Below are 20,887 nucleotides of genomic sequence, written 5' to 3' on the forward strand. Positions count from 1 at the left end.
TGCACATAAAGAGAACAAAGCTATGAAACGGATTCTTCTCGGTACTCTCTTCACCGCTGTATCCATCAACGCAATGGCGCAAGCTCCAGGCGGCCCGGATTGCGGTTGGGGCAACATGCTGTTCGAAGGTCAGCGTGGCACCCCTGCTCACTTCCTGGCATCCACCACCAACGGCACTTCCGGTAACGCCACGTTTGGTATGACTTCCGGCACCAACGGTTGCTCGACCAACGCGTCGCTGACCTACGGCGGCAAATCCTGGTTTGCCATGAATGGCATGATGAACGAGCTGTCCGAAGACATGGCAAAAGGTAACGGCGAAGCGCTGACTACCTATGCCGTGGTACTGGGCGTGGCGCCGGAAGACCGTGCGCACTTCGCTGCTGTCACTCACGAGCACTTCCAGCAGATCTTCAGCAAGGCTGACGTGACCGCTGAAGACGTGCATACCAACACCCTGTCCGTTCTGAAGTCAGACCCACGTCTGGCCAAGTACGCAACTCAGGCTTAAGCTCGACTCCGCCCGCTTCTTTCGGGAAGCGGGTTTTATTTTTTTGGCCCGCCCCTCTTTGGGTTTTTGTTTTTTTCCTGTTTAAGTTGCCGACTATGCTCAAACGCCTTGCCTGGCTGGCGCTCTGTGTCTGCGCCCCGCTGTCCGCCGCGCCAAACATCGACCCTCAACGTTTGCAGCAACTGGCCAACGACCGCTTCTGGATTTCCCTCGGTCATTACGAAACCGCCAAGCTTGGTGGCTGGCGCAGCTATGTCAGCGACAAGAAGTTCTTTCTGGCGCCCGACGGCAACGAACATCCCGACCATGAACTTGCCGCCACCGTTCAGGCACTGTATGCCCCGGCCAGCCTCGGCGAGCAACACGCACAATGCGTTTATCCGGCGCGCACGCGCTGGCTGAAAACGCAGCTCAACCTGACCGATCTGCCGGCACCTGCGTGCGCCGAGTACAAAAAGTGGTTCAAGGACGTATCGCCGCATAGCGCGGTGATGATCTTCCCGGCGGCTTATCTCAACAGCCCATCGTCGATGTTCGGCCACACGCTGCTGCGCATCGATCAGGCTGACGTGCAGGCAGACAAGACGTCGCTGCTCAGTTACGCGATCAACTTCGGTGCTTACATCGAAGGTTCGGACAACAGCATCCTTTACGCCTGGAAAGGTTTGATGGGTGGCTATCCCGGCCTGTTCGCACTGGTGCCGTATCAGGAAAAACTCTCCGAATACCGCAGTCTGGAAAACCGCGATCTGTGGGAATACCGACTCAATCTGACGCAAGAAGAAACCGCGCGCATGGTTGAACATGTGTGGGAGTTGAAGCAGATCCAGTTCGACTACTTCTTCTTCGATGAAAACTGCTCCTACCGCTTGCTCGAACTGCTGCAAGTGGCGCGGCCGAGCCTGCGCCTGACCGAACAATTCCCGCTGACCGCGATTCCTACCGACACGGTCAAAGCGGTGAAAGAAGCCGGGCTGGTCGAAAGCATCGAATACCGCCCCTCCCGCGAGCGTGAACTGCTCAGTCGCGCCGAACCGTTAAGCGATGAAGATCAGCAGTGGGTGCTGAAAGTCAGCGCCGACCAGCAAGTCTTGCAAGACCCGACCTTCAAGGCCCTGCCCCGCGCCCGCCAAGCCTTGATCATCGACGCGGCGTATCGTCTGGAACGCTACCGCGCCAACGGCCAGGAACGCGACCCACAACGGGCGCAGCGCAGTTTTGAACTGCTGCGAGCAATCAACAAAAATCCGGCGCCGGAGCTGGAAATCCCGCAACCGGGCTTGCCAGAAGATGGCCACGAATCAAGGACCTGGCAGGCCGGTCTCGGTACTCGAGGCGACCGCGCATTTGGCGAGTACGGCTTGCGCATGGCCTATCACGATCTCAACGACAACGCCGAAAGCTTCCCGCTGGGTGCGCAGATTGAAATCCTGCAGATGAAACTGCGCCAGTACGAAGGCAACCAGTGGCAATTCCAGCAACTGGATCTGGCAACCATTCGCTCGCTAACCCCTCGCAATGAGCTATTGCAGCCGCTGTCGTGGCAAGTCACAGGCGGTCTTGAGCGGGTGCCGGGCAAACACGATGACGAGACGCTGGTCAGCCACGTCAATGGCGGTGGTGGCGGTACGTGGGCGCTGGGCGACGATGTGCTGGGTTTTGCTCTCGGCACGGTGCGGGTGGAACACAACAATGACTTCGCCGAGTTTGTTTCCCCGGCGGGCGGTTTCAATACCGGCGTGCTGTGGAAAAACCCGCTGGGCAATCTCAGCCTGGAAGCCAAGGGCGATTACTTCTTCAATGGCGAAGTGCGCCGCAGCCTGAGTCTGAATCAGCAGTGGGAGTTGTCGCGCAACCTCGGTTTGCGCTTGAGTGCGCAGCGTGAGTTCAGTCATCTGGCCACGCCGGAGACTGAAGTGATGCTAGAAGTGAAGTGGTATCACTACTGAAAAGATCGCAGCCTGCGGCAGCTCCTACAGGGGAAATGCATTCCAACTGTAGGAGCTGCCGCAGGCTGCGATCTTTTGATCTTTCTTTCACACCCCATCAACGAATCCCCTTCTAGACTTTCCCCATAAGCCGAGAACCGGCGCGGGAGAGTGCGATGTGGCGGTGTGCGGGTTTGCTGGGCGTTTTGCTGGTGCTGAGCGGTTGCCAGACCACTCACGAAGATTTGATTGCCAAAGGTTATCCACCGGCCTTCGCCGACGGTTTCGATGACGGTTGTGTCAGCGGCCGCCAGGCGGCCGGTTCGATCAGCGGTGAATTCCGCAAGAACGTGCCGCGCTATCTCAAGGACAAGCAGTACGCCGAAGGCTGGACCGATGGCTTCCGCCAGTGTCAGGCAATGCTGGAAAACAAGGGTCGCGAAGAATATCGCAACGAACATTGGGACGAACGCGAACGCGCCTGGCAGCAACAGAAAGACCAGGACACCGGGCGGGCTTATCGCTCACAGTAGGTCGCTTCCAGACATCCAGTGAAACCAAATGCCGGCGACCATGGCCCAAACTCTATGAAGAGGAGGACACCATGAGTCGCGCTTTCGTCAACGAAGACAATGCCGCTGCGCAAGCCGATCAACCGGTCGAACGGCAGGTCAGCACACAGCCCAATTACGTCACCCCGCAAGGGCTGGCGCAGTTGCAGGCGAAAGTCGCCGAGCTGCAAGCCCTGCACGCCGAGCAATCGGCCAAGGGCGAACAGGCTGACAAACAGCGCCTGGCCGATCTTGAACGGGATCTGCGCTACTTCAACCAACGCCTGGGCAGCGCGCAGGTCGCCGTCGCCGCGACCTCCACCGACAAGGTGCAGATCGGCAGTTGGGTCACCTACGCCGACGAACACAGCACCGAACGCCGGGTGCAACTGGTGGGCGAAGATCAGGCCGACGCCGCCAAAGGCCTGATCAATTGGGGATCACCTTTGGGCCGCGCACTGCTCGGTGCCCGTCTCAACGACGAGGTGCTGTGGCAGCGCCCCGCCGGCGATCAAGTGATTGAAGTGATCCGCGTCGAACCGAGTTAAACCACACCCTGCGCCAGCATCGCATCGGCGACTTTGACGAAGCCTGCGATGTTCGCGCCTTTGACGTAGTTGATCCGCCCGTTCTCTTCGCCGTAATGCACGCAAGCGTGGTGGATCGACTGCATGATCGCGTGCAACTTGCTGTCCACCTCGCCCGCCGTCCACAGCAGACGCATGGCGTTCTGCGACATTTCCAGCCCACTCACCGCCACGCCGCCGGCATTGGAGGCCTTGCCCGGCGCGAACAGAATGCCGGCCTCGATAAAGATATCCACAGCCTCCAGCGTGGTCGGCATGTTCGCGCCTTCGGCCACGCACACACAGCCATTGCGTAGCAGCGTACGGGCGGCTTCGGCGTCGAGTTCGTTCTGGGTGGCGCAGGGCAGAGCGATGTCGCACGGCAGCGACCATGGGTGCTGACCAACGCGGAACTCCAGACCGAACGCCGCCGCCATTTCGCTGATCCGCCCGCGTTTGACGTTTTTCAGCTCCAGCAGCGCCAGCCACTGTTCTTCGCTCAACCCAGCCTCGCAATACAGCGTGCCTTCGGAGTCGGACAGGGAAATCACTTTACCGCCCAGATCCATCACCTTGCGCGCCGCGTATTGCGCGACGTTGCCGGAACCGGAGATCGCCACGCGCTTGCCTTCGACGGTCTGCTCGCGACGCTTGAGCATTTCTTCGGCGAAGTACACACAGCCAAAACCGGTAGCTTCCGGGCGGATCAAACTGCCGCCGTAAGTCATGCCCTTGCCGGTCAGCACGCTGGTGAACTGGTTGCTCAGGCGTTTGTATTGGCCGAACAGAAAACCGATCTCCCGCGCGCCAACGCCGATGTCACCGGCCGGCACGTCGACGTCCGAGCCGATATGGCGGTACAACTCGCTCATGAACGCCTGGCAGAACCGCATGACTTCGGCGTCACTCTTGCCCTTCGGATCGAAGTCCGAACCGCCCTTGCCGCCGCCCATGGGCAGCGACGTGAGCGAGTTTTTGAAGGTCTGTTCGAAGGCGAGGAATTTCAGCACGCCCAGATTCACCGACGGATGAAAACGCAGGCCGCCCTTGTACGGGCCGATGGCGCTGTTCATCTGGACTCGGAAACCGCGATTGACCTGAACCTTGCCTTGGTCATCGACCCACGACACCCGGAACACCACCGCCCGTTCCGGCTCGCAGATGCGCTCCAGGATTCCCGAGGTCAGGTAACGCGGATTGGCTTCGAGAAACGGCCAGAGACTGCGCAGGACTTCTTCGACAGCCTGGTGGAATTCGGGTTGATCCGGGTCGCGTTTTTTCAGGCGTGTGAGGAAGGATTCGACGGATTCGGTCATGGGAAAAGTCTCGGCAAATTTATTGTCGTTGGAGGAGATTGGGCCGGACTGTAACAAACGATCTGCATACAGGAACAGTTCAAAATGTCGCAGATATGCAATTAAATGGTGCACAGGATATAAATCAGAAGTCTTTTAAGGGCTTTTTTGCAGCTGAATGGGGAGGCGAAACCCAAGTGATGCACCAACAGTAACACCGCCTTCGCGAGCAGGCTCGCTCCCACATTTGAAATGCATTTCCCTGTGGGAGCGAGCCTGCTCGCGAAGGCCGCGACTCGGTCTCACTGGAGAAAAAAGGCAAAAAAAAACGGAGCCCTAAGGCTCCGCTCTTTGTGCAACCAACCCGATATCAGGCCAGTTTCTTGTGGCGTACCCGGTGTGGCTGGGCAGCCGCTTCGCCGAGGCGCTTTTTGCGGTCGGCTTCGTACTCGGTGTAGTTGCCTTCGAAGAAGATCGCTTGCGAGTCGTCTTCGTACGCCAGGATGTGGGTCGCGACGCGGTCGAGGAACCACCGATCGTGAGAGATCACAATGGCGGCGCCCGGGAAGTCCAGCAGGGCTTCTTCCAGGGAACGCAGGGTTTCAACGTCGAGGTCGTTGGACGGTTCGTCGAGCAGCAGGACGTTGCCGCCCTCCTTCAGGGTCAGCGCCAGGTGCAGACGACCGCGCTCACCACCGGACAGGTCCTTGACGAACTTCTGCTGATCGCCGCCCTTGAAGTTGAAGCGACCGACGTAGGTGCGCGAAGGGATCTCGTAGTTACCGATGCGGATCTGGTCGGAACCGTCGGATATCTGCTGGAACACAGTCTTGCTGCCGTCGAGGTCTTCGCGGCTCTGATCCACACAGGCCAGTTGCACGGTTTCGCCGACTTCGATGCTGCCCGAATCCGGCGTTTCCTTGCCCATCAGCATGCGGAACAGGGTCGACTTACCGGCACCGTTACCGCCGATCACGCCGACGATGGCGCCTTTCGGCATCGAGAACGACAGGTTGTCGATCAGCACGCGATCGCCGTAGCCCTTGGTGACGTTCTTGAACTCGATGACCTTGTCGCCCAGGCGCGGACCGGCCGGGATGTAGATCTCGTTGGTTTCCGAACGCTTCTGGAATTCCTGCGATTGCATTTCTTCGAAGCGTTGCAGACGAGCCTTGGATTTCGACTGGCGGGCCTTGGCGCCTTTGCGCACCCATTCCAGTTCTTCTTTCATGGCTTTTTCGTGGGCCGACTGCTGCTTGGATTCGGCAGCCAGACGATCGGACTTGGCTTCAAGCCAACCCGAATAGTTGCCCTCGTAAGGAATGCCCGCACCGCGGTCGAGTTCCAGAATCCAGCCAGCAACGTTGTCCAGGAAGTAACGGTCGTGCGTGATCGCAACCACGGTGCCCGGGAAGTCGTGGAGGAAGTGCTCCAGCCACGCAACGGAATCGGCGTCCAAGTGGTTGGTTGGTTCGTCGAGCAGCAGCATGTCCGGAGCGGATAGCAGCAGACGGCACAGGGCCACACGACGCTTTTCACCACCGGAGAGGAATTCGACCTTGGCGTCCCATGCCGGCAGACGCAGCGCATCGGCAGCGACTTCCAGTTGACGATCCAGATTGTGGCCGTCGCTGGCTTGCAGGATCGCTTCGAGCTTGGCCTGCTCAGCAGCCAGTTTGTCGAAATCGGCGTCTTCTTCAGCGTAAGCCGCGTAGACCTCGTCCAGGCGCGCCTGGGCGTTCTTGATCACGCTGACCGCTTCCTCGACCACTTCACGCACGGTCTTGGTCGGATCAAGTTGCGGTTCTTGCGGCAGATAACCGATGTTCAGATCCGGCATCGGACGGGCTTCGCCTTCGAACTCGGTGTCGACGCCGGCCATGATTTTCAGCAACGTGGACTTACCCGAACCGTTGAGGCCGAGTACGCCGATCTTGGCGCCGGGGAAGAACGACAGCGAAATGTTTTTCAGGATTTCCCGCTTCGGCGGAACAACTTTGCCCAGCCGATGCATGGTGAAGACGTATTGAGCCATGGAGAACCTTGGGTCAGTGACAGATGAATGATTGGAGCGCAGGCGATGCCCGGCCAGACCGTGCGCGTCGTTCACTTGATGGTGATCAATGCGTGCGCGCTGAAAAAAGTCTGATTCTAGGAGCTGGAACGCTCCCGCGTAACCGGCAAAGCTACCTGATTGACGGAAGGCAGTCCAGCCGCGAGGGGCTGGCACTTCGCCACGACTCAAGGCATGCTAGCCGCCCTTTGGGCGTCCGGCTTATAGTGCACGTCGCGCCAGTCCAGCCAGATCGCAGGATTACAGCTTGTCCAATGTCACTCCGCCAGCCTCTGTGAGCAGCACCCAACCGGCGCACGGCTCGCCCCTGCGCGGGACATTAAAGGGTGCGCTGGCGACACTCGTGCTTTTGCTGCTGGCGCTGCTGTTCTGGCAACTGCTCGATCAACTGCGCGAAACCCAGAAAAACCAGCGCCAGTACACCATCGATTACACCGCCGACCTCGCCTCGCAGGTCAGCCTGAACATGGCGCTGAATGCGCAAATCGCCCTCAATCTGCTACCGATCGTCGAACAACCGCAATCGGCCGACGAACAGCAGCAGTTGCTGCGCAAGCTCCAGCAATCGCTGCCTGACCTGCGCAGCCTCGCGTTGCTCAGCCCTTCTGGGCGAATCATCAGCGACAGCGCCGCCGACAGCTCCGACGCCAGCTACCTCACCGAACTGGTACGCCGCAGCCGCGCCCAGGCGCACTATTTCAGTAACGCCGACGATGGCTCGGTGGTGCATCTGTTGTTGCATCAGGCCAGCGGCAGTACCCGCGCCTACTGGGCTTTGCGCCTGACGCCGACGTTCTTCGACTCGCTGACCAAGCAGAGTGAAACCGGCCTGCGTCCGCTGTGGCTGGTGGAAAACCGTATCAACCATCAGATCATCAGCCGCGACGAAGCCCTGTCATCCGCCAAGCCTGGCGTGCTGAGCCCGGACGATCTGGCCAACACCGTGCTCACCGTGCCGCTGAGCAGCAGTGATTGGCAATTGCGTGGCCTGTTCGACCGCCAGCGCGTGCTGGAAGAGTTGCTGCCGGCGTTCATCGGCAAATGCCTGCTGGGTCTGGCGTTCTCGATGCTACCGGTGATCGCGCTACTGAACATGCGCCGGCGTCAGCGCCAATTACATGAAGGCCGCCGCCGCTATCAGGACATTTTCGACGGTACCGGGGTTGCCCTGTGCGTGCTCGATCTGTCCGGGCTCAAGCAGATTTTCGACAAGGCGCAGATCCAGACCAGCGACCAGCTCAAGGCCTGGCTGGACCAGCCGCAACAGCGCCAGCAATTGCTGCAGGAACTGCGCGTCACCGAGGTCAATCAGGTCGCGCTGCAATTGCTCAATGTCAATTCCTGCGAACACGCCTGGCAGTTGTTGATCGACGGTCATCCACATCGTCACTGCGCGATCGGCCATCAAGTACTCGACGCGGTGCTCCAGCAACAAAAGCAGCTGGAACTGGAAATCAAACTCCCGGACATCAACGGTCGCGATCAACACCTGTGGATGGTGCTGCGCCTGCCGACCGAGCGGCACGACTATAAAGCGGTGATCCTGAGTATCAACGACATCACCAGCCGCAAGCTGATCGAGCTGTCGCTGCTGGAGCGCGAGGGCTTCTGGTCGGACGTGGTGCGCACCGTGCCGGATCATCTGTACGTGCAGGATGTGATCAGCCAGCGGATGATTTTCAGCAACCACCATCTCGGCCAGACCCTCGGTTACAACCGCACCGAACTGCATCAGATGGGCGAGTACTTCTGGGAAATTCTCCTGCACCCGGAAGACGCCGACTATTACCATCGCTCACGGCAGATGCAGCGCCACGCCGGTTACAGCCAACTGTTGCAGTGCCAGTTGCGCTTCCGCCATCGCGACGGCGAATGGCGGCGCTTCGACATTCGTGAACAGGCACTGGCCCGGGACAAGCACGATCAGGTCACGCGGATCATCGGCGTGGCCAAGGACATAACCGAGCAGATCGAAGCCAGCGAATCCCTGCGCGACAGCGAGCAGCGCTACCGGATGCTCGCCGAAAGCATTAGCGACGTGATCTTCTCCACCGACAGCAAGCTCTCGCTGAACTACGTCAGCCCGTCGGTGCAAGCGGTGCTGGGCTACGACGCCGAATGGATTTTCCAGAACGGCTGGCAATCGACCATCGCCAACCCGCAGCAACTGAGCGGCATCTACACCCTGATGGATCGCGTCAGCAAAGCCCTGGATAAACCCGAACAGTTAGCCATTTTGCGCAATCAGGTGCAGACCCAACTGTTCCTGTTCGACTGCCTGCGCGCCGATGGCCGCAAGATCCCGATCGAACTGCGTCTGGTGCTGGTGTGGGACGAACACGGCGCGTTCGAAGGCGTCCTCGGCGTTGGTCGCGACATCAGTCAGCAGCGCCGCGCCGAGAAAGATTTGCGCATGGCCGCCACGGTATTCGAACACTCGACGTCGGCGATCCTGATCACCGACCCGGCCGGTTACATCGTCCAGGCCAACGAGGCGTTCAGTCGGGTCAGCGGTTACGCGGTGGCGGAAGTGCTCGACCAATTGCCCAACATGCTCACCGTCGACGAGCAACAGGATGCGCACCTGCGTTACGTGCTCAAGCAACTGCATCAGCACAGTACGTGGGAAGGCGAAGTCTGGCTCAAACGCCGCAACGGCGAGCACTACCCGGCGTGGGTCGGCATCACCGCCGTGCTCGACGACGAGGGTGATCTGGCCAGTTACGTGTGCTTCTTCAGCGACATCAGCGAGCGCAAGGCCAGCGAACAGCGCATCCACCGCCTCGCCTATTACGACGCCCTGACCCATCTGCCCAACCGCACACTGTTCCAGGATCGCCTGCACACTGCGCTGCAAGCAGCCGAGCGGCAGAAGTCGTGGGTGGTGCTGATGTTTCTCGACCTCGACCGCTTCAAACCGATCAACGACTCCCTCGGCCACGCCGCCGGCGACCGCATGTTGAAAGACATGGCCACGCGCCTGCTGGCCTGCGTCGACGATGACGACACCGTGGCGCGGATGGGTGGCGATGAGTTCACTCTCCTGCTGCAACACCGCTCAAGTCGGGAGCTGGCGCTGAACCGCGCGATTCATGTGGCCGAGCAGATTCTCGGCAGTCTGGTACGACCATTCGTGCTTGAAGGTCGCGAGTTCTTCGTTACCGCGAGTATCGGCATCGCTCTGAGTCCGCAGGACGGCAACGAACTCAGCCAGTTGATGAAGAACGCCGACACCGCGATGTACCATGCCAAAGAGCGCGGCAAGAACAACTTCCAGTTCTACCAGGCCGACATGAACGCCAGTGCGCTGGAGCGTCTGGAGCTGGAAAGCGACCTGCGCCATGCCTTGGAGCAGAACGAATTCGTCCTGTATTACCAACCCCAATTCAGCGGCGACGGCAAGCGCCTGACCGGCGCCGAAGCCCTGCTGCGCTGGCGTCATCCGCGTCGTGGGCTGGTGCCGCCGGGGGATTTCATTCCGGTGCTGGAAGAACTCGGACTGGTGGTGGACGTCGGCGACTGGGTGATCAGCGAGGCCTGCCGTCAGCTCAAGACCTGGCACCAGAGCCGCGTGCGCGTGCCAAAGGTGTCGGTGAACATCTCGGCGCGGCAGTTCTCCGATGGCCAACTCGGCACGCGGATCGCCACCATCCTGCGCGAAACCGGCCTGCCGCCGGCATGCCTGGAGCTGGAACTGACCGAAAGTATCCTGATGCGCGAGGTCAGCGAAGCCATGCAGATTCTCGCCGGGCTGAAAAACCTTGGCCTGAGCATCGCGGTCGACGACTTCGGCACCGGTTATTCATCGCTGAACTACCTCAAGCAATTCCCGATCGACGTGTTGAAGATCGACCGCACTTTCGTCGACGGTTTGCCGTCCGGCGAACAGGACGCGCAGATAGCCCGGGCGATCATCGCCATGGCCCACAGCTTGAATCTGGCGGTGATTGCCGAGGGTGTGGAAACCCATGAGCAGCTCGACTTCCTGCGTGAGCATGGCTGCGATGAGGTTCAGGGGTATCTGTTTGGAAGGCCGATGCCGGCGGGTCGGTTTGAGGCGCAGTTCAGCAATGACGCCCTCTTCATGTTCGACTGAAGTCTTGTGGTGCTGCCATCGCTGGCAAGCCAGCTCCCACAGGGACTTGCTGTGGATCAATATTCTCGGGCTGAAACACAGACATTGTGGGAGCTGGCTTGCCAGCGATGGGGCCAGCAAACGCACCGCACATCGGTCATGAAAACCACTTGTCTGCGACATGATGTCGTTTCATATGCCATCCAAAACCCATTGGGTTAGAATGCCCCCCTTTTCTGCCCCCGATCCTTGAGGACCGCCATGTTCAGCCGTGATTTGACTATTGCCAAGTACGACGCCGATCTTTTTGCCGCCATGGAGCAAGAAGCTCAGCGCCAGGAAGAACACATCGAGCTGATCGCTTCGGAGAACTACACCAGCCCAGCGGTGATGGAGGCTCAAGGCTCGGTACTGACCAACAAGTACGCCGAAGGTTATCCGGGCAAGCGCTACTACGGTGGTTGCGAGTTCGTCGACGTTGTTGAGCAACTGGCCATCGACCGCGCCAAAGAACTGTTCGGCGCCGATTACGCCAACGTTCAGCCGCACGCCGGTTCGCAAGCCAACGCTGCTGTCTACCTGGCCCTGCTGTCGGCCGGTGACACCATTCTGGGCATGAGCCTGGCCCACGGCGGTCACTTGACCCACGGCGCCAGCGTTTCCTCCTCCGGCAAGCTTTACAACGCTATCCAGTACGGCATCGACGCCAACGGCCTGATCGACTACGACGAAGTCGAGCGTCTGGCGGTTGAGCACAAGCCAAAAATGATCGTGGCCGGTTTCTCTGCCTACTCGCAGATTCTGGATTTCCCACGCTTCCGCGCTATCGCTGACAAGGTTGGCGCCTACCTGTTCGTCGACATGGCTCACGTGGCCGGTCTGGTCGCCGCTGGCGTCTACCCGAACCCGGTGCCATTCGCTGACGTCGTGACCACCACCACGCACAAGACCCTGCGCGGTCCACGTGGCGGCCTGATCCTGGCTCGCGCCAACGCCGACATCGAGAAGAAGCTGAACTCCGCGGTATTCCCGGGTGCCCAGGGTGGCCCGCTGGAGCACGTGATCGCCGCTAAAGCGATCTGCTTCAAGGAAGCGCTGCAGCCTGAGTTCAAGACTTACCAGCAGCAAGTGGTGAAAAACGCCAAGGCCATGGCCGGTGTGTTCATCGAGCGTGGTTTCGACGTGGTGTCCGGCGGTACTGAAAACCACCTGTTCCTGCTGTCGCTGATCAAGCAGGAAATCTCCGGTAAAGACGCAGACGCCGCTCTGGGCAAAGCGTTCATCACCGTGAACAAGAACTCCGTGCCTAACGATCCACGCTCCCCGTTCGTCACTTCCGGCCTGCGCTTCGGTACTCCGGCTGTGACCACTCGTGGCTTCAAAGAGGCTGAGTGCAAAGAGCTGGCCGGCTGGATCTGCGACATCCTGGCTGACCTGAACAATGAAGCGGTGATCGACGCCGTTCGTGAGAAAGTCAAAGCCATCTGCAAGAAACTGCCGGTGTACGGCGCTTAATCGCGACGATAAATCCGCAGCATGAAAAACCGGCCAAGTGATTGGCCGGTTTTTTTATGTCCGCATTTTTTCAAACGCCTGAACCGCTCAAGAATGGGACTCACCGCACAACTGGTCAGACCGGTCATGCCAATTCGTCATTTTTCACTTGCGATTCGCAAAAATCCGCGCCTAGACTGCACCCGCACTGGACATACCGGTAAGACCACAATAATTAAGTCCTGAATCTGATGCGCCACGCGCACGGCAGCCAGGACACCGACCAGGATTCCTCCCATGCTCAGATGGTGCTCGCGTTCAATCTTCCTCCAAGTGGTTCTCGGACTGGTGCTTGGCATCGTCTGCGGACTGACCCTTCCTGAATACTCGGCCCAGCTCAAACCGCTCGGTGACGGCTTCATCAAACTGATCAAGATGCTCATCGGTCTGATCGTATTCTGCGTGGTGGTCAGCGGCATCAGTGGCGCGGGCGATCTGAAGAAGGTCGGGCGCATCGGCCTCAAATCCGTTATCTACTTTGAAGTGTTGACCACCATTGCCTTGGTGATCGGTCTGGTGTTCGCGTTCAGCACCGGCATCGGCAGCGGCGCCAATATCCATCTGGAGCAACTGTCCGCCGCCGACATGGGCGACCTCGCCGAACGCAGCCAGCACATGCACACCACCACGCAGTTCCTGATGGACCTGATCCCGACGTCGGTGATCGGCGCGTTTGCCGACAACAACATCCTGCAGGTACTGCTGTTCTCGGTGCTGTTCGGCAGCGCATTGAACCTGGTCGGCGAAGCCGCTTCCGGGATCTCGCGCCTGATCAACGAACTGAGCCATGTGATCTTCCGCATCATGGGCATGATCGTGCGTCTGGCGCCGATCGGTGTGTTCGGCGCCATCGCATTCACCACCAGCAAATATGGCCTCGACTCGCTGCAACACCTGGGCAGTCTGGTTGGTCTGTTCTACCTGACCTGCGTCGCCTTCGTCAGCGTGATTCTCGGTGTGGTGATGCGCGCCTCCGGCCTGCGCATGTGGCCGCTGCTCAAATACCTGCGTGAAGAACTGCTGATCGTCATGGGCACCGCGTCGTCTGACGCCGTGCTGCCACAGATCATGCGCAAACTTGAACACTTGGGGATCGGCAGCTCGACGGTCGGGCTGGTGATTCCCACCGGCTACTCGTTCAACCTCGACGGTTTCTCGATCTATCTGACCCTGGCCATCGTGTTCATCGCCAACGCCACCGGTACGCCGCTGGCCATGACTGATTTGCTGACGATTCTGCTGGTGTCGCTGATCACCTCCAAAGGCGCCCATGGCATTCCCGGTTCGGCACTGGTGATTCTGGCGGCGACATTGACGGCGATCCCGGCCATTCCGGTGGTCGGTCTGGTGTTAGTGCTGGCGGTGGACTGGTTCATGGGCATCGGCCGCGCACTGACTAACCTGATCGGCAACTGCGTCGCCACCGTGGCCATCGCTCGTTGGGAGAAGGACATCGATGTGCAACGGGCGAACAAGGTGCTCAACGGCGAGCAGGGCTATACCTTTCAGCCGAGAAAAACCGTCGCTCAAGCGGCGGCCAAAGAATTCTGATTGATCGCCGTGCCTGCTGACCCGCAGGCACGGCTCATGGAGCAAGACACGTGATTACCACCTCAACCGTCGTCAACTCAGTCGTAGAAAAACTCCGGGCCGCACTGGCCCGAGGTCAGTGGCGCTCCGGCGACATGCTGCCGGGCCAGCGCGAACTGGCCGAACAACTGGGCATCAGCCGCCCGAGCCTGCGCGAAGCGGTGATCGTCCTGGAAACCCTCGGTCTCGTGCGCTCGATGCCGGGCAAAGGCGTAGTCGTACTCGACGCACAGCTCAGCGACAGCCAAAGCCACGACAGTGCAGTGGCCAGCGCCAGTCTCGAAGACGTGCTGCAACTGCGCTACACCCTTGAGCCGTTCATCGTCGGCCTCGTTGCCCAGTCGATCAGCAGCAAGGAAGTCGGCCAGTTGCGCCTGACTCTGATGGACATGCGCGAAGCCCTCGAGGCGGGTGACAGCGAAGCCGGGGTCAGCGCCTACATCGCGTTTCACGAAGAGCTGTTCACCCTGACCTCGAACCCGATCTTCCAGAGCGTGGTGCAACAGACCAGCAATGCCCTCAAGCAAAGCGCCGAGGTGCTGCGCAATTCCCCTGAGCATCTGGCCGAGCGGCTGGAGGAAAACGAAGCCGTGGTTCGTGCGATCCGCAGCAAAAACAGCGCCCAGGCCAGTGCCGAAATGCGCCGGCACATCCTGCGCGAGGGACAGCGGATGGGGATCGAACTGAACATTCCGGACGACAATTTGAACAACTGAATTTCTTCACACTGGAGACCGGCCATGAACAGTCTTGCCTCACCACAGCGCACTCGCCACATGTCGGCCGCCCTGCCCTTCTCCCGCATTGATGACCTGTATCCACGGCTGTTCGATGCGATTCTGGAACAACGTATCGACCCGGCCAGCCGCTTCACCGAAGACAGCCTCAAGCAGATGTTCGGCGCCAGCCGCGCGGACGTGCGTCGGGTGCTGACGCAGTTGTCCCATGAACAAGTGATCGTCCTGCGCGCCAATCATCGGCCGCGTGTTGCTGCGCCCGATATGGAGCAGACCCGGCAGACCTTGCATGCACGGCGCCTGACCGAAAACACACTGGTGCGCCTGGCTTGTCAGCGACCACAGGCTGATGGCGTGAAACGCCTGCGCGCCTTGATCGAGCGCGAGCGTCAGGCCGTAGAGCAGGATCGGCGCGGCGCGGCGATTCGATTGTCGGGGGAGTTTCATCTGCAATTGGCGCAGATGGCGGGGAATGCACCGTTGGCGCATTTTCTTGGCAGCCTTGTGCCGATTACGTCACTGGCGATTGCGCGGGGTGATGGAACGACGCGCAGTTGTTGCGCGTGGCAGGAGCATTTGGAGATTGTCGAGGCGGTGGAATGTGGGGATGCAGCTAAAGCGGCGATGTTGATGAATCAACATCTGGATCATTTGGAAGGCACCCTGTTGTATTCCGTCAATGCGCACTGCGCTGCCGGATAGATCGCCATCGCGGGCAAGCCCGCGATGGCGTCATCCCTAACACCGAAGATCCATCAGGCTGCCGAAACCTTGGCAAACCCCGCCCGAATCTTCTCTTCCGGCAAGTCATCAGCAATAAACACAATCACACTTTCGCGCGCCTCACCTTCGGCCCATTCGGTGTCCCAGTCGAAACCATAGAGTTTCAGCACACCCTGAAACACCAATCGCCGATCTTCCCCGGCAATGTTCAGCACCCCTTTGTAACGCAGCAATTGTTTGCCGTGTTCTTCCAGCAACTCATTCATGAACTCGCTGAGCTGATCGATATCCAGCGGCTGCTCGGTGCGCAGCACGAGGCTGGAAATGCGATCGATCGACGGCGCCTGGCTGACCGGACGCAGACTCAGCCCACCGCCGAGATCGGCGTTGAGGTTGAAGCCGCGCACGTCGAGCAATTCGGCCAGATCGATGTTGCCGTGCTCGACCACACGGATCGGCGCACGACGGTTGATCCGCGTCAGGCGCTCACTCAATGCGGTGAACGCTGCTTCATCCACCAGATCAGTTTTGCTGACCAGCAAGCGGTCGGCGAAACCGATCTGTGCCTGGGCGATGGTCTGAGTCAGGTGTACATCGGCATGAGCCGCGTCAACCAAAGTGATGATGCCGTCGAGCAAATAACGCTCGCGCAATTCTTCATCGATGAAAAAGGTCTGCGCCACGGGTGCCGGATCGGCCAGACCGGTGCACTCGATCACCAGTCGGTCGAAGGCGATTTCGCCGCTGTCCAGCCGCTCAAGCAACAAGTACAGGGCTTTGGTCAGATCGGTGTGGATGGTGCAGCAGACACAGCCGTTGGCCAGGGTCATGACTTGCACAGGTTCGTCGCCAAGCAACTGAGTGTCGATGCCGGCGTCGCTGAATTCGTTTTCGATCACGGCGATTTTCAGGCCGTGCTCGGCTTTCAACAGGTGCCGCAACAAAGTGGTCTTGCCGGCGCCGAGGAAACCGCTGAGTACAGTGACAGGTATGGGAGAAGACAAAACCCGATCTCCTTAAAAGGAACACAAAAACAAATGTGGGAGCGAGCTTGCTCGCGAAAGCGGTGTGTCAGCCAATGGATTCATCAACTGACACTCCGTATTCGCGAGCAGGCTCGCTCCCACAGGGGATAGCTTCGACCTCAGGCTCTAATCAACAGCACTTCGGCCCACCCTTGCCACCGTAACGGGCTTCCTGACGTTCGCGAAAGAACATCTCGTAGCTCATCACCGGTTTGTCCGGGTGCTTGGTTTGCATATGCTCGACGTAGGTGTCGTAGTCGGGCATGCCGACCATCAGGCGCGCGGCCTGACCGAGGTATTTACCGAGGCGACTCAGGTCATTGAACATGGTGCAATCCTCTGGTTAAGCATCCGGCAGGGCCTGGAATGGCGATTCTTTATCCGTACGCTCTTTTTTGCCCCAGGCGGCGATGCCGACCTTGAGCGCGTAGAACAGGATACTGAACACCACAAACAGGAACAGCACTGTCAGCGTTGCGTTGGTGTAGGCGTTAAAGATCACGTGCTGCATTTGCTCCACGCTTTTGGCCGGCGCGAGCACCTGACCATTGGCGAGTGCATCGCTGTACTTCTTGGCCAGCGACAGGAAGCCGATCGCCGGGTTGGCGTCGAACAGCTTGATGAAGCCTGCTGTGGTGGTGCAAATCAGCAGCCAGGTAGCCGGAAGCAAAGTGACCCAGATGTAGCGCTGGCGCTTCATTTTGATCAGCACAACGGTACCAAGCATCAACGCGATACCGGCCAGCATCTGGTTAGAGATACCGAACAGCGGCCACAGGGTGTTGATGCCGCCCAGTGGATCGATCACGCCCTGGTACAGCAACCAGCCCCACATCGCCACACAACCGGCGGTGGCGATCAGGTTGGCGGTCCACGACTCGGTACGTTTCAACGCCGGAACGAAGGAGCCCAGCAAATCCTGCAGCATGAAACGCCCGGCACGGGTGCCGGCGTCTACAGCGGTGAGGATGAACAGTGCTTCGAACAGAATCGCGAAGTGGTACCAGAACGCCATGGTGTTTTCACCCGGCAGGACACTGTGCAGGATCTGCGCGATACCGACCGCCAGGGTCGGCGCACCGCCGGCACGGGCCAGGATCGTGGTTTCGCCAATATCGTGCGCCACGGCTTGCAGCGCCTCAGGCGTAATGGCGAAGCCCCAACTGGTGACCACTTGCGCAACAGACACCACATCACTGCCGACGACGGCTGCCGGGCTGTTCATGGCGAAGTACACGCCAGGCTCGATCACCGAAGCAGCAACCATCGCCATGATCGCTACAAACGATTCCATCAGCATGCCGCCGTAACCGATGTAACGGGCGTTGGTTTCGTTATCCAGCAACTTCGGCGTGGTGCCCGACGAGATCAGCGCGTGGAAACCGGAGACCGCACCGCAAGCGATGGTGATGAACAGGAACGGGAACAGACCGCCCTTCCACACCGGGCCGGTGCCGTCGACGAACTGGGTCAGCGCGGGCATTTTCAGCTCAGGCATGGTCACCAGAATGCCGATCGCCAAAGCGACGATGGTACCGATCTTGAGGAAAGTGGAGAGGTAGTCACGCGGCGCCAGAATCAACCAGACCGGTAGCGAAGCGGCCACAAAACCGTAACCGACCAGCATCCAGGTAATCTGCACACCCGTGAAGGTGAACGCCTTGGCCCACACCGGATCGGCGGCGATCTGCCCACCGAGCCAGATCGAACCCAGCAGCAGCAACACGCCGACCACCGAGATCTCACCAATGCGACCCGGACGGATGTAGCGCATGTAAATGCCCATGAACATCGCGATCGGGATGGTCGCCATCACGGTGAAGATGCCCCACGGGCTCTCGGCCAAGGCTTTCACGACGATCAGCGCCAGCACCGCGAGGATGATGATCATGATCAGGAAGCAGCCAAACAGCGCGATGGTGCCGGGAATGCGGCCCATTTCTTCACGCACCATGTCGCCCAGGGAGCGGCCGTTACGACGGGTCGACATGAACAGAACCATGAAGTCCTGCACCGCACCCGCCAGCACCACACCAGCGATCAGCCACAGCGTGCCGGGCAAATACCCCATCTGCGCCGCCAGTACCGGACCGACCAGAGGCCCCGCGCCAGCGATGGCCGCGAAGTGGTGACCGAAGAGAATGTGTTTGTTGGTCGGCACATAGTCCAGACCGTCATTGTTGAGCACGGCGGGGGTGGCCCGACGCGGATCGAGTTGCATCACATGGTTAGCGATGAACAGGCTGTAGTAACGGTACGCAACCAGATAAATGGCCACGGCAGCGACCACAATCCACAAGGCGTTGATCGCCTCGCCTCGGCGCAATGCCACTACGCCCAGGGCGCACGCTCCTACGATTGCCAGCACTAGCCAGGGTAAGTGGCGTAGCAGGCTATTATTATTTTTCATTTTATTATTCCAGCCAGGGTGGACAAGAAAGACAGCCACCCCGAGTTTAGCGCTTACGGCGACAAAGGCCATACCCCGACATTGGTCTAGACGCCTTAACGATTGGCTGCGACCGACTGGTCGGGTCTATAGTCAGCAAACCTTCGTGAGGATTGCGCCATGAGCCAGCACCCAGCTGAGCGTCGCCGCTTCAAACGTATCGCGTTCGATGCCAAGACTGAATTGAGTCAGGGCGAGTACATCTGGCCGGTCAAATTGATTGATCTGTCGCTCAAGGGTCTGTTGATCGAAAAACCCGAGCCGTGGCTAGGTGATCGGGAGCGGCATTTTCTGGTCGATATTCATCTCAACGATGAGGTCGGCATCAAGATGGATGTGCAACTGACCCACGACGACCATGGCCAACTCGGCTTCGTCTGCAAGCACATCAGCCTGGAGTCCATCGAACGCCTGCGGCGCTTGATTGAGTTCAATCTGGGTGACCCGCAGGAGCTGGAGCGAGAATTGGGCGCTCTGATCGAAATCTGATTAAAACCGGCTCCCTGTAGGAGCTGCCGAAGGCTGCGATCTTTTGATCCTGATCTTTTAAAAGCAAGATCAAAAGATCGCAGCCTTCGGCAGCTCCTTGTATCTCGACTATCGCTCCGTCAGGAGCGATAGTTCTCGACTGATCATCGAGGGAGGGACTTGGAAGCCGTGCAGCTCCTTAGGCTTTTTGCCTGTGATGTAGATCGTGCTCCAGCCCTCCACACTCACTCGTATAGTTCGAACGGTATCTTGGGCCCGTCTCTGGCGAGAGCCCGCATTCGCAAGGTTGGACAGAGTGCAGTGATGATCGAAAACGGATTAATGGAGAAACGGTCATGTCCAATTTCGTCGGCGTCGATGTCGCTAAAAATACCTTTGATATCGCCACTCACCTGCCAAACGGCAAGCACAAAACCAAGGCCAAACTGGCTAACGACTCAAAAGGTTTCAAAGAGTTTGACGCCTGGCTGAACAAGCAGGTCGAGCCTACAGCTCTGATCGTGATGGAAGCCACCAGCGTTTATCACCTGGAACTTGCCGAGTTCGTCTACAACAAGGGTTACCGGGTCTGCGTCGTCAATCCGGCTACGACCCACGCTTACGCCGACAGCGAGCTGCGCCGGATCAAAACCGACAAAAGCGACGCCAAATTGATCGCTGACTTTGCTCGGGAAAAGGCTGAAAAGCTTCAGCTTTGGGCTCCAGAGCCGCTGAAATATCGTCAGCTAAAGGCGATGGTACGTCGCTTGGATGACCTTCAGGAAATGGAGCAAATGGAGCTCAATCGCCTGGATGTATCCGACGAAAAGGTCAAAGACTCGATCAACTCTGTGCTGCGTCACATCGAGAAAGAGATCGTTGAAACTCACAAATCAATCAAAAAACACATCGACGATGATCCAGACATGCGCCAAATGCGCGACTTGATCGTGACCATCGACGGTATCGGCCAGAAAACCCTTGAGCGGCTGCTGGCCGAGTTGGGCGACCTGCGTAAATATGACGACCCTCGCAAGCTGGTCGCTGCCGCCGGGTTGAACCCAAAGCTGCAGGACTCGGGAAAATTCAAAGGCAGAACAGTGATTTCGAGGATCGGATCGGCTCGCGTTCGGGCGGGTCTATACATGCCTGGGTTGGTTGCACTGAAGCACAACAAGGCAATCATCGCCATGAAGGACCGCTTGAAGGCCAACGGCAAGGCCCCCAAGCAAATCATCTGTGCAGCGATGCGCAAACTCCTACATTTTGTCTACGCCGTTCTTAAATCGGGCCAGCCATTTGACCCGAAAATTGCCCTTGCCCGATGAGGGGCAAGACGGT

The 20,887-nt window shown here is 59.1% G+C and carries 16 protein-coding genes; 11 read left to right on the forward strand and 5 right to left on the reverse strand.

Annotated features, from left to right (window positions below; translation table 11 throughout):
* Positions 1 to 22: 22 nt before the first annotated feature.
* The 4 genes from ACA043_RS25405 (at position 23) to ACA043_RS25420 (ending at position 3,538) form a co-directional block, all read left to right on the forward strand.
* Positions 23 to 511: a DUF3015 domain-containing protein gene (locus ACA043_RS25405; protein WP_042561159.1), complete on the forward strand. Its 489-nt coding sequence runs from the start codon at positions 23 to 25 to the stop codon at positions 509 to 511.
* 95 nt (positions 512 to 606) lie between these two features.
* The gene (locus tag ACA043_RS25410; RefSeq protein WP_497658128.1) at positions 607 to 2,460 is read left to right on the forward strand and encodes an Lnb N-terminal periplasmic domain-containing protein; all 1,854 of its coding nucleotides are present in this window, start codon (positions 607 to 609) and stop codon (positions 2,458 to 2,460) included.
* 155 nt (positions 2,461 to 2,615) lie between these two features.
* Positions 2,616 to 2,972, forward strand: coding sequence for a hypothetical protein (locus ACA043_RS25415; RefSeq protein ID WP_497658129.1), 357 nt, complete (start codon positions 2,616 to 2,618; stop codon positions 2,970 to 2,972).
* A 71-nt stretch (positions 2,973 to 3,043) separates the two neighbouring features.
* On the forward strand, positions 3,044 to 3,538 hold the full coding sequence (locus ACA043_RS25420; protein ID WP_305439894.1) for a GreA/GreB family elongation factor: 495 nt from the start codon (positions 3,044 to 3,046) through the stop codon (positions 3,536 to 3,538).
* On the opposite strand, the gene gdhA is transcribed toward ACA043_RS25420, so the two are convergent.
* Positions 3,535 to 4,872, reverse strand: a complete 1,338-nt coding sequence (gene gdhA, locus ACA043_RS25425; protein WP_497658130.1) for an NADP-specific glutamate dehydrogenase — start codon at positions 4,870 to 4,872, stop codon at positions 3,535 to 3,537. The two genes, ACA043_RS25420 and gdhA, sit on opposite strands and share 4 nt — an antisense overlap.
* A 349-nt stretch (positions 4,873 to 5,221) precedes the next feature.
* Positions 5,222 to 6,886, reverse strand: a complete 1,665-nt coding sequence (ettA, locus tag ACA043_RS25430; RefSeq protein ID WP_187679258.1) for an energy-dependent translational throttle protein EttA — start codon at positions 6,884 to 6,886, stop codon at positions 5,222 to 5,224.
* Positions 6,887 to 7,172: 286 nt separating this feature from the next.
* On the opposite strand from ettA, the gene morA reads away from it, so the two are divergent.
* The 5 genes from morA (at position 7,173) to ACA043_RS25455 (ending at position 15,583) form a co-directional block, all read left to right on the forward strand.
* Positions 7,173 to 11,021 (forward strand): cyclic di-GMP receptor MorA, encoded by a 3,849-nt coding sequence (gene morA / locus ACA043_RS25435; RefSeq protein ID WP_401267255.1) that lies wholly within the window; start codon positions 7,173 to 7,175, stop codon positions 11,019 to 11,021.
* 240 nt (positions 11,022 to 11,261) lie between these two features.
* Complete coding sequence (gene glyA, locus ACA043_RS25440; protein WP_187679188.1) at positions 11,262 to 12,515, forward strand: serine hydroxymethyltransferase; 1,254 nt, start codon at positions 11,262 to 11,264, stop codon at positions 12,513 to 12,515.
* Between the two features lie 276 nt (positions 12,516 to 12,791).
* Positions 12,792 to 14,105: a C4-dicarboxylate transporter DctA gene (locus tag ACA043_RS25445; protein WP_187679187.1), complete on the forward strand. Its 1,314-nt coding sequence runs from the start codon at positions 12,792 to 12,794 to the stop codon at positions 14,103 to 14,105.
* A gap of 50 nt (positions 14,106 to 14,155) precedes the next feature.
* The gene (locus ACA043_RS25450; RefSeq protein WP_187679186.1) at positions 14,156 to 14,860 is read left to right on the forward strand and encodes a FadR/GntR family transcriptional regulator; all 705 of its coding nucleotides are present in this window, start codon (positions 14,156 to 14,158) and stop codon (positions 14,858 to 14,860) included.
* A 24-nt stretch (positions 14,861 to 14,884) separates the two neighbouring features.
* Positions 14,885 to 15,583 (forward strand): GntR family transcriptional regulator, encoded by a 699-nt coding sequence (locus ACA043_RS25455; RefSeq protein ID WP_497658131.1) that lies wholly within the window; start codon positions 14,885 to 14,887, stop codon positions 15,581 to 15,583.
* A 53-nt stretch (positions 15,584 to 15,636) separates the two neighbouring features.
* Here ACA043_RS25455 and yjiA read toward each other — a convergent pair whose 3' ends face one another.
* From yjiA to ACA043_RS25470, 3 genes are all read right to left on the reverse strand, one after another.
* Positions 15,637 to 16,608, reverse strand: a complete 972-nt coding sequence (yjiA, locus tag ACA043_RS25460) for a GTPase (RefSeq protein WP_497658132.1) — start codon at positions 16,606 to 16,608, stop codon at positions 15,637 to 15,639.
* A gap of 151 nt (positions 16,609 to 16,759) precedes the next feature.
* Positions 16,760 to 16,957: a YbdD/YjiX family protein gene (locus ACA043_RS25465; protein WP_003228401.1), complete on the reverse strand. Its 198-nt coding sequence runs from the start codon at positions 16,955 to 16,957 to the stop codon at positions 16,760 to 16,762.
* A gap of 15 nt (positions 16,958 to 16,972) precedes the next feature.
* Positions 16,973 to 19,039 (reverse strand): carbon starvation CstA family protein, encoded by a 2,067-nt coding sequence (locus ACA043_RS25470; RefSeq protein ID WP_489879958.1) that lies wholly within the window; start codon positions 19,037 to 19,039, stop codon positions 16,973 to 16,975.
* A gap of 159 nt (positions 19,040 to 19,198) precedes the next feature.
* On the opposite strand from ACA043_RS25470, the gene ACA043_RS25475 reads away from it, so the two are divergent.
* Together ACA043_RS25475 and ACA043_RS25480 are read left to right on the forward strand one after the other, a co-directional pair.
* Entirely contained in the window at positions 19,199 to 19,567 is a 369-nt protein-coding gene (locus ACA043_RS25475; protein ID WP_497615386.1) for a PilZ domain-containing protein, read from the forward strand.
* 335 nt (positions 19,568 to 19,902) lie between these two features.
* Entirely contained in the window at positions 19,903 to 20,874 is a 972-nt protein-coding gene (locus tag ACA043_RS25480) for an IS110 family RNA-guided transposase (protein WP_497657778.1), read from the forward strand.
* Positions 20,875 to 20,887 lie beyond the last annotated feature (13 nt).

It is taken from the genome of Pseudomonas sp. LBUM1648 (assembly GCF_059716145.1).

Coding starts and splice junctions, on each gene's coding strand:
- ACA043_RS25405 (WP_042561159.1), top strand. CDS start 23: ATGAAACGGATTCTTCTCGGTACTCTCTTCACCGCTGTATCCATCAAC.
- ACA043_RS25410 (WP_497658128.1), top strand. CDS start 607: ATGCTCAAACGCCTTGCCTGGCTGGCGCTCTGTGTCTGCGCCCCGCTG.
- ACA043_RS25415 (WP_497658129.1), top strand. CDS start 2,616: ATGTGGCGGTGTGCGGGTTTGCTGGGCGTTTTGCTGGTGCTGAGCGGT.
- ACA043_RS25420 (WP_305439894.1), top strand. CDS start 3,044: ATGAGTCGCGCTTTCGTCAACGAAGACAATGCCGCTGCGCAAGCCGAT.
- gdhA (WP_497658130.1), bottom strand. CDS start 4,872: ATGACCGAATCCGTCGAATCCTTCCTCACACGCCTGAAAAAACGCGAC.
- ettA (WP_187679258.1), bottom strand. CDS start 6,886: ATGGCTCAATACGTCTTCACCATGCATCGGCTGGGCAAAGTTGTTCCG.
- glyA (WP_187679188.1), top strand. CDS start 11,262: ATGTTCAGCCGTGATTTGACTATTGCCAAGTACGACGCCGATCTTTTT.
- ACA043_RS25445 (WP_187679187.1), top strand. CDS start 12,792: ATGCTCAGATGGTGCTCGCGTTCAATCTTCCTCCAAGTGGTTCTCGGA.
- ACA043_RS25455 (WP_497658131.1), top strand. CDS start 14,885: ATGAACAGTCTTGCCTCACCACAGCGCACTCGCCACATGTCGGCCGCC.
- ACA043_RS25465 (WP_003228401.1), bottom strand. CDS start 16,957: ATGTTCAATGACCTGAGTCGCCTCGGTAAATACCTCGGTCAGGCCGCG.
- ACA043_RS25470 (WP_489879958.1), bottom strand. CDS start 19,039: ATGAAAAATAATAATAGCCTGCTACGCCACTTACCCTGGCTAGTGCTG.
- ACA043_RS25475 (WP_497615386.1), top strand. CDS start 19,199: ATGAGCCAGCACCCAGCTGAGCGTCGCCGCTTCAAACGTATCGCGTTC.
- ACA043_RS25480 (WP_497657778.1), top strand. CDS start 19,903: ATGTCCAATTTCGTCGGCGTCGATGTCGCTAAAAATACCTTTGATATC.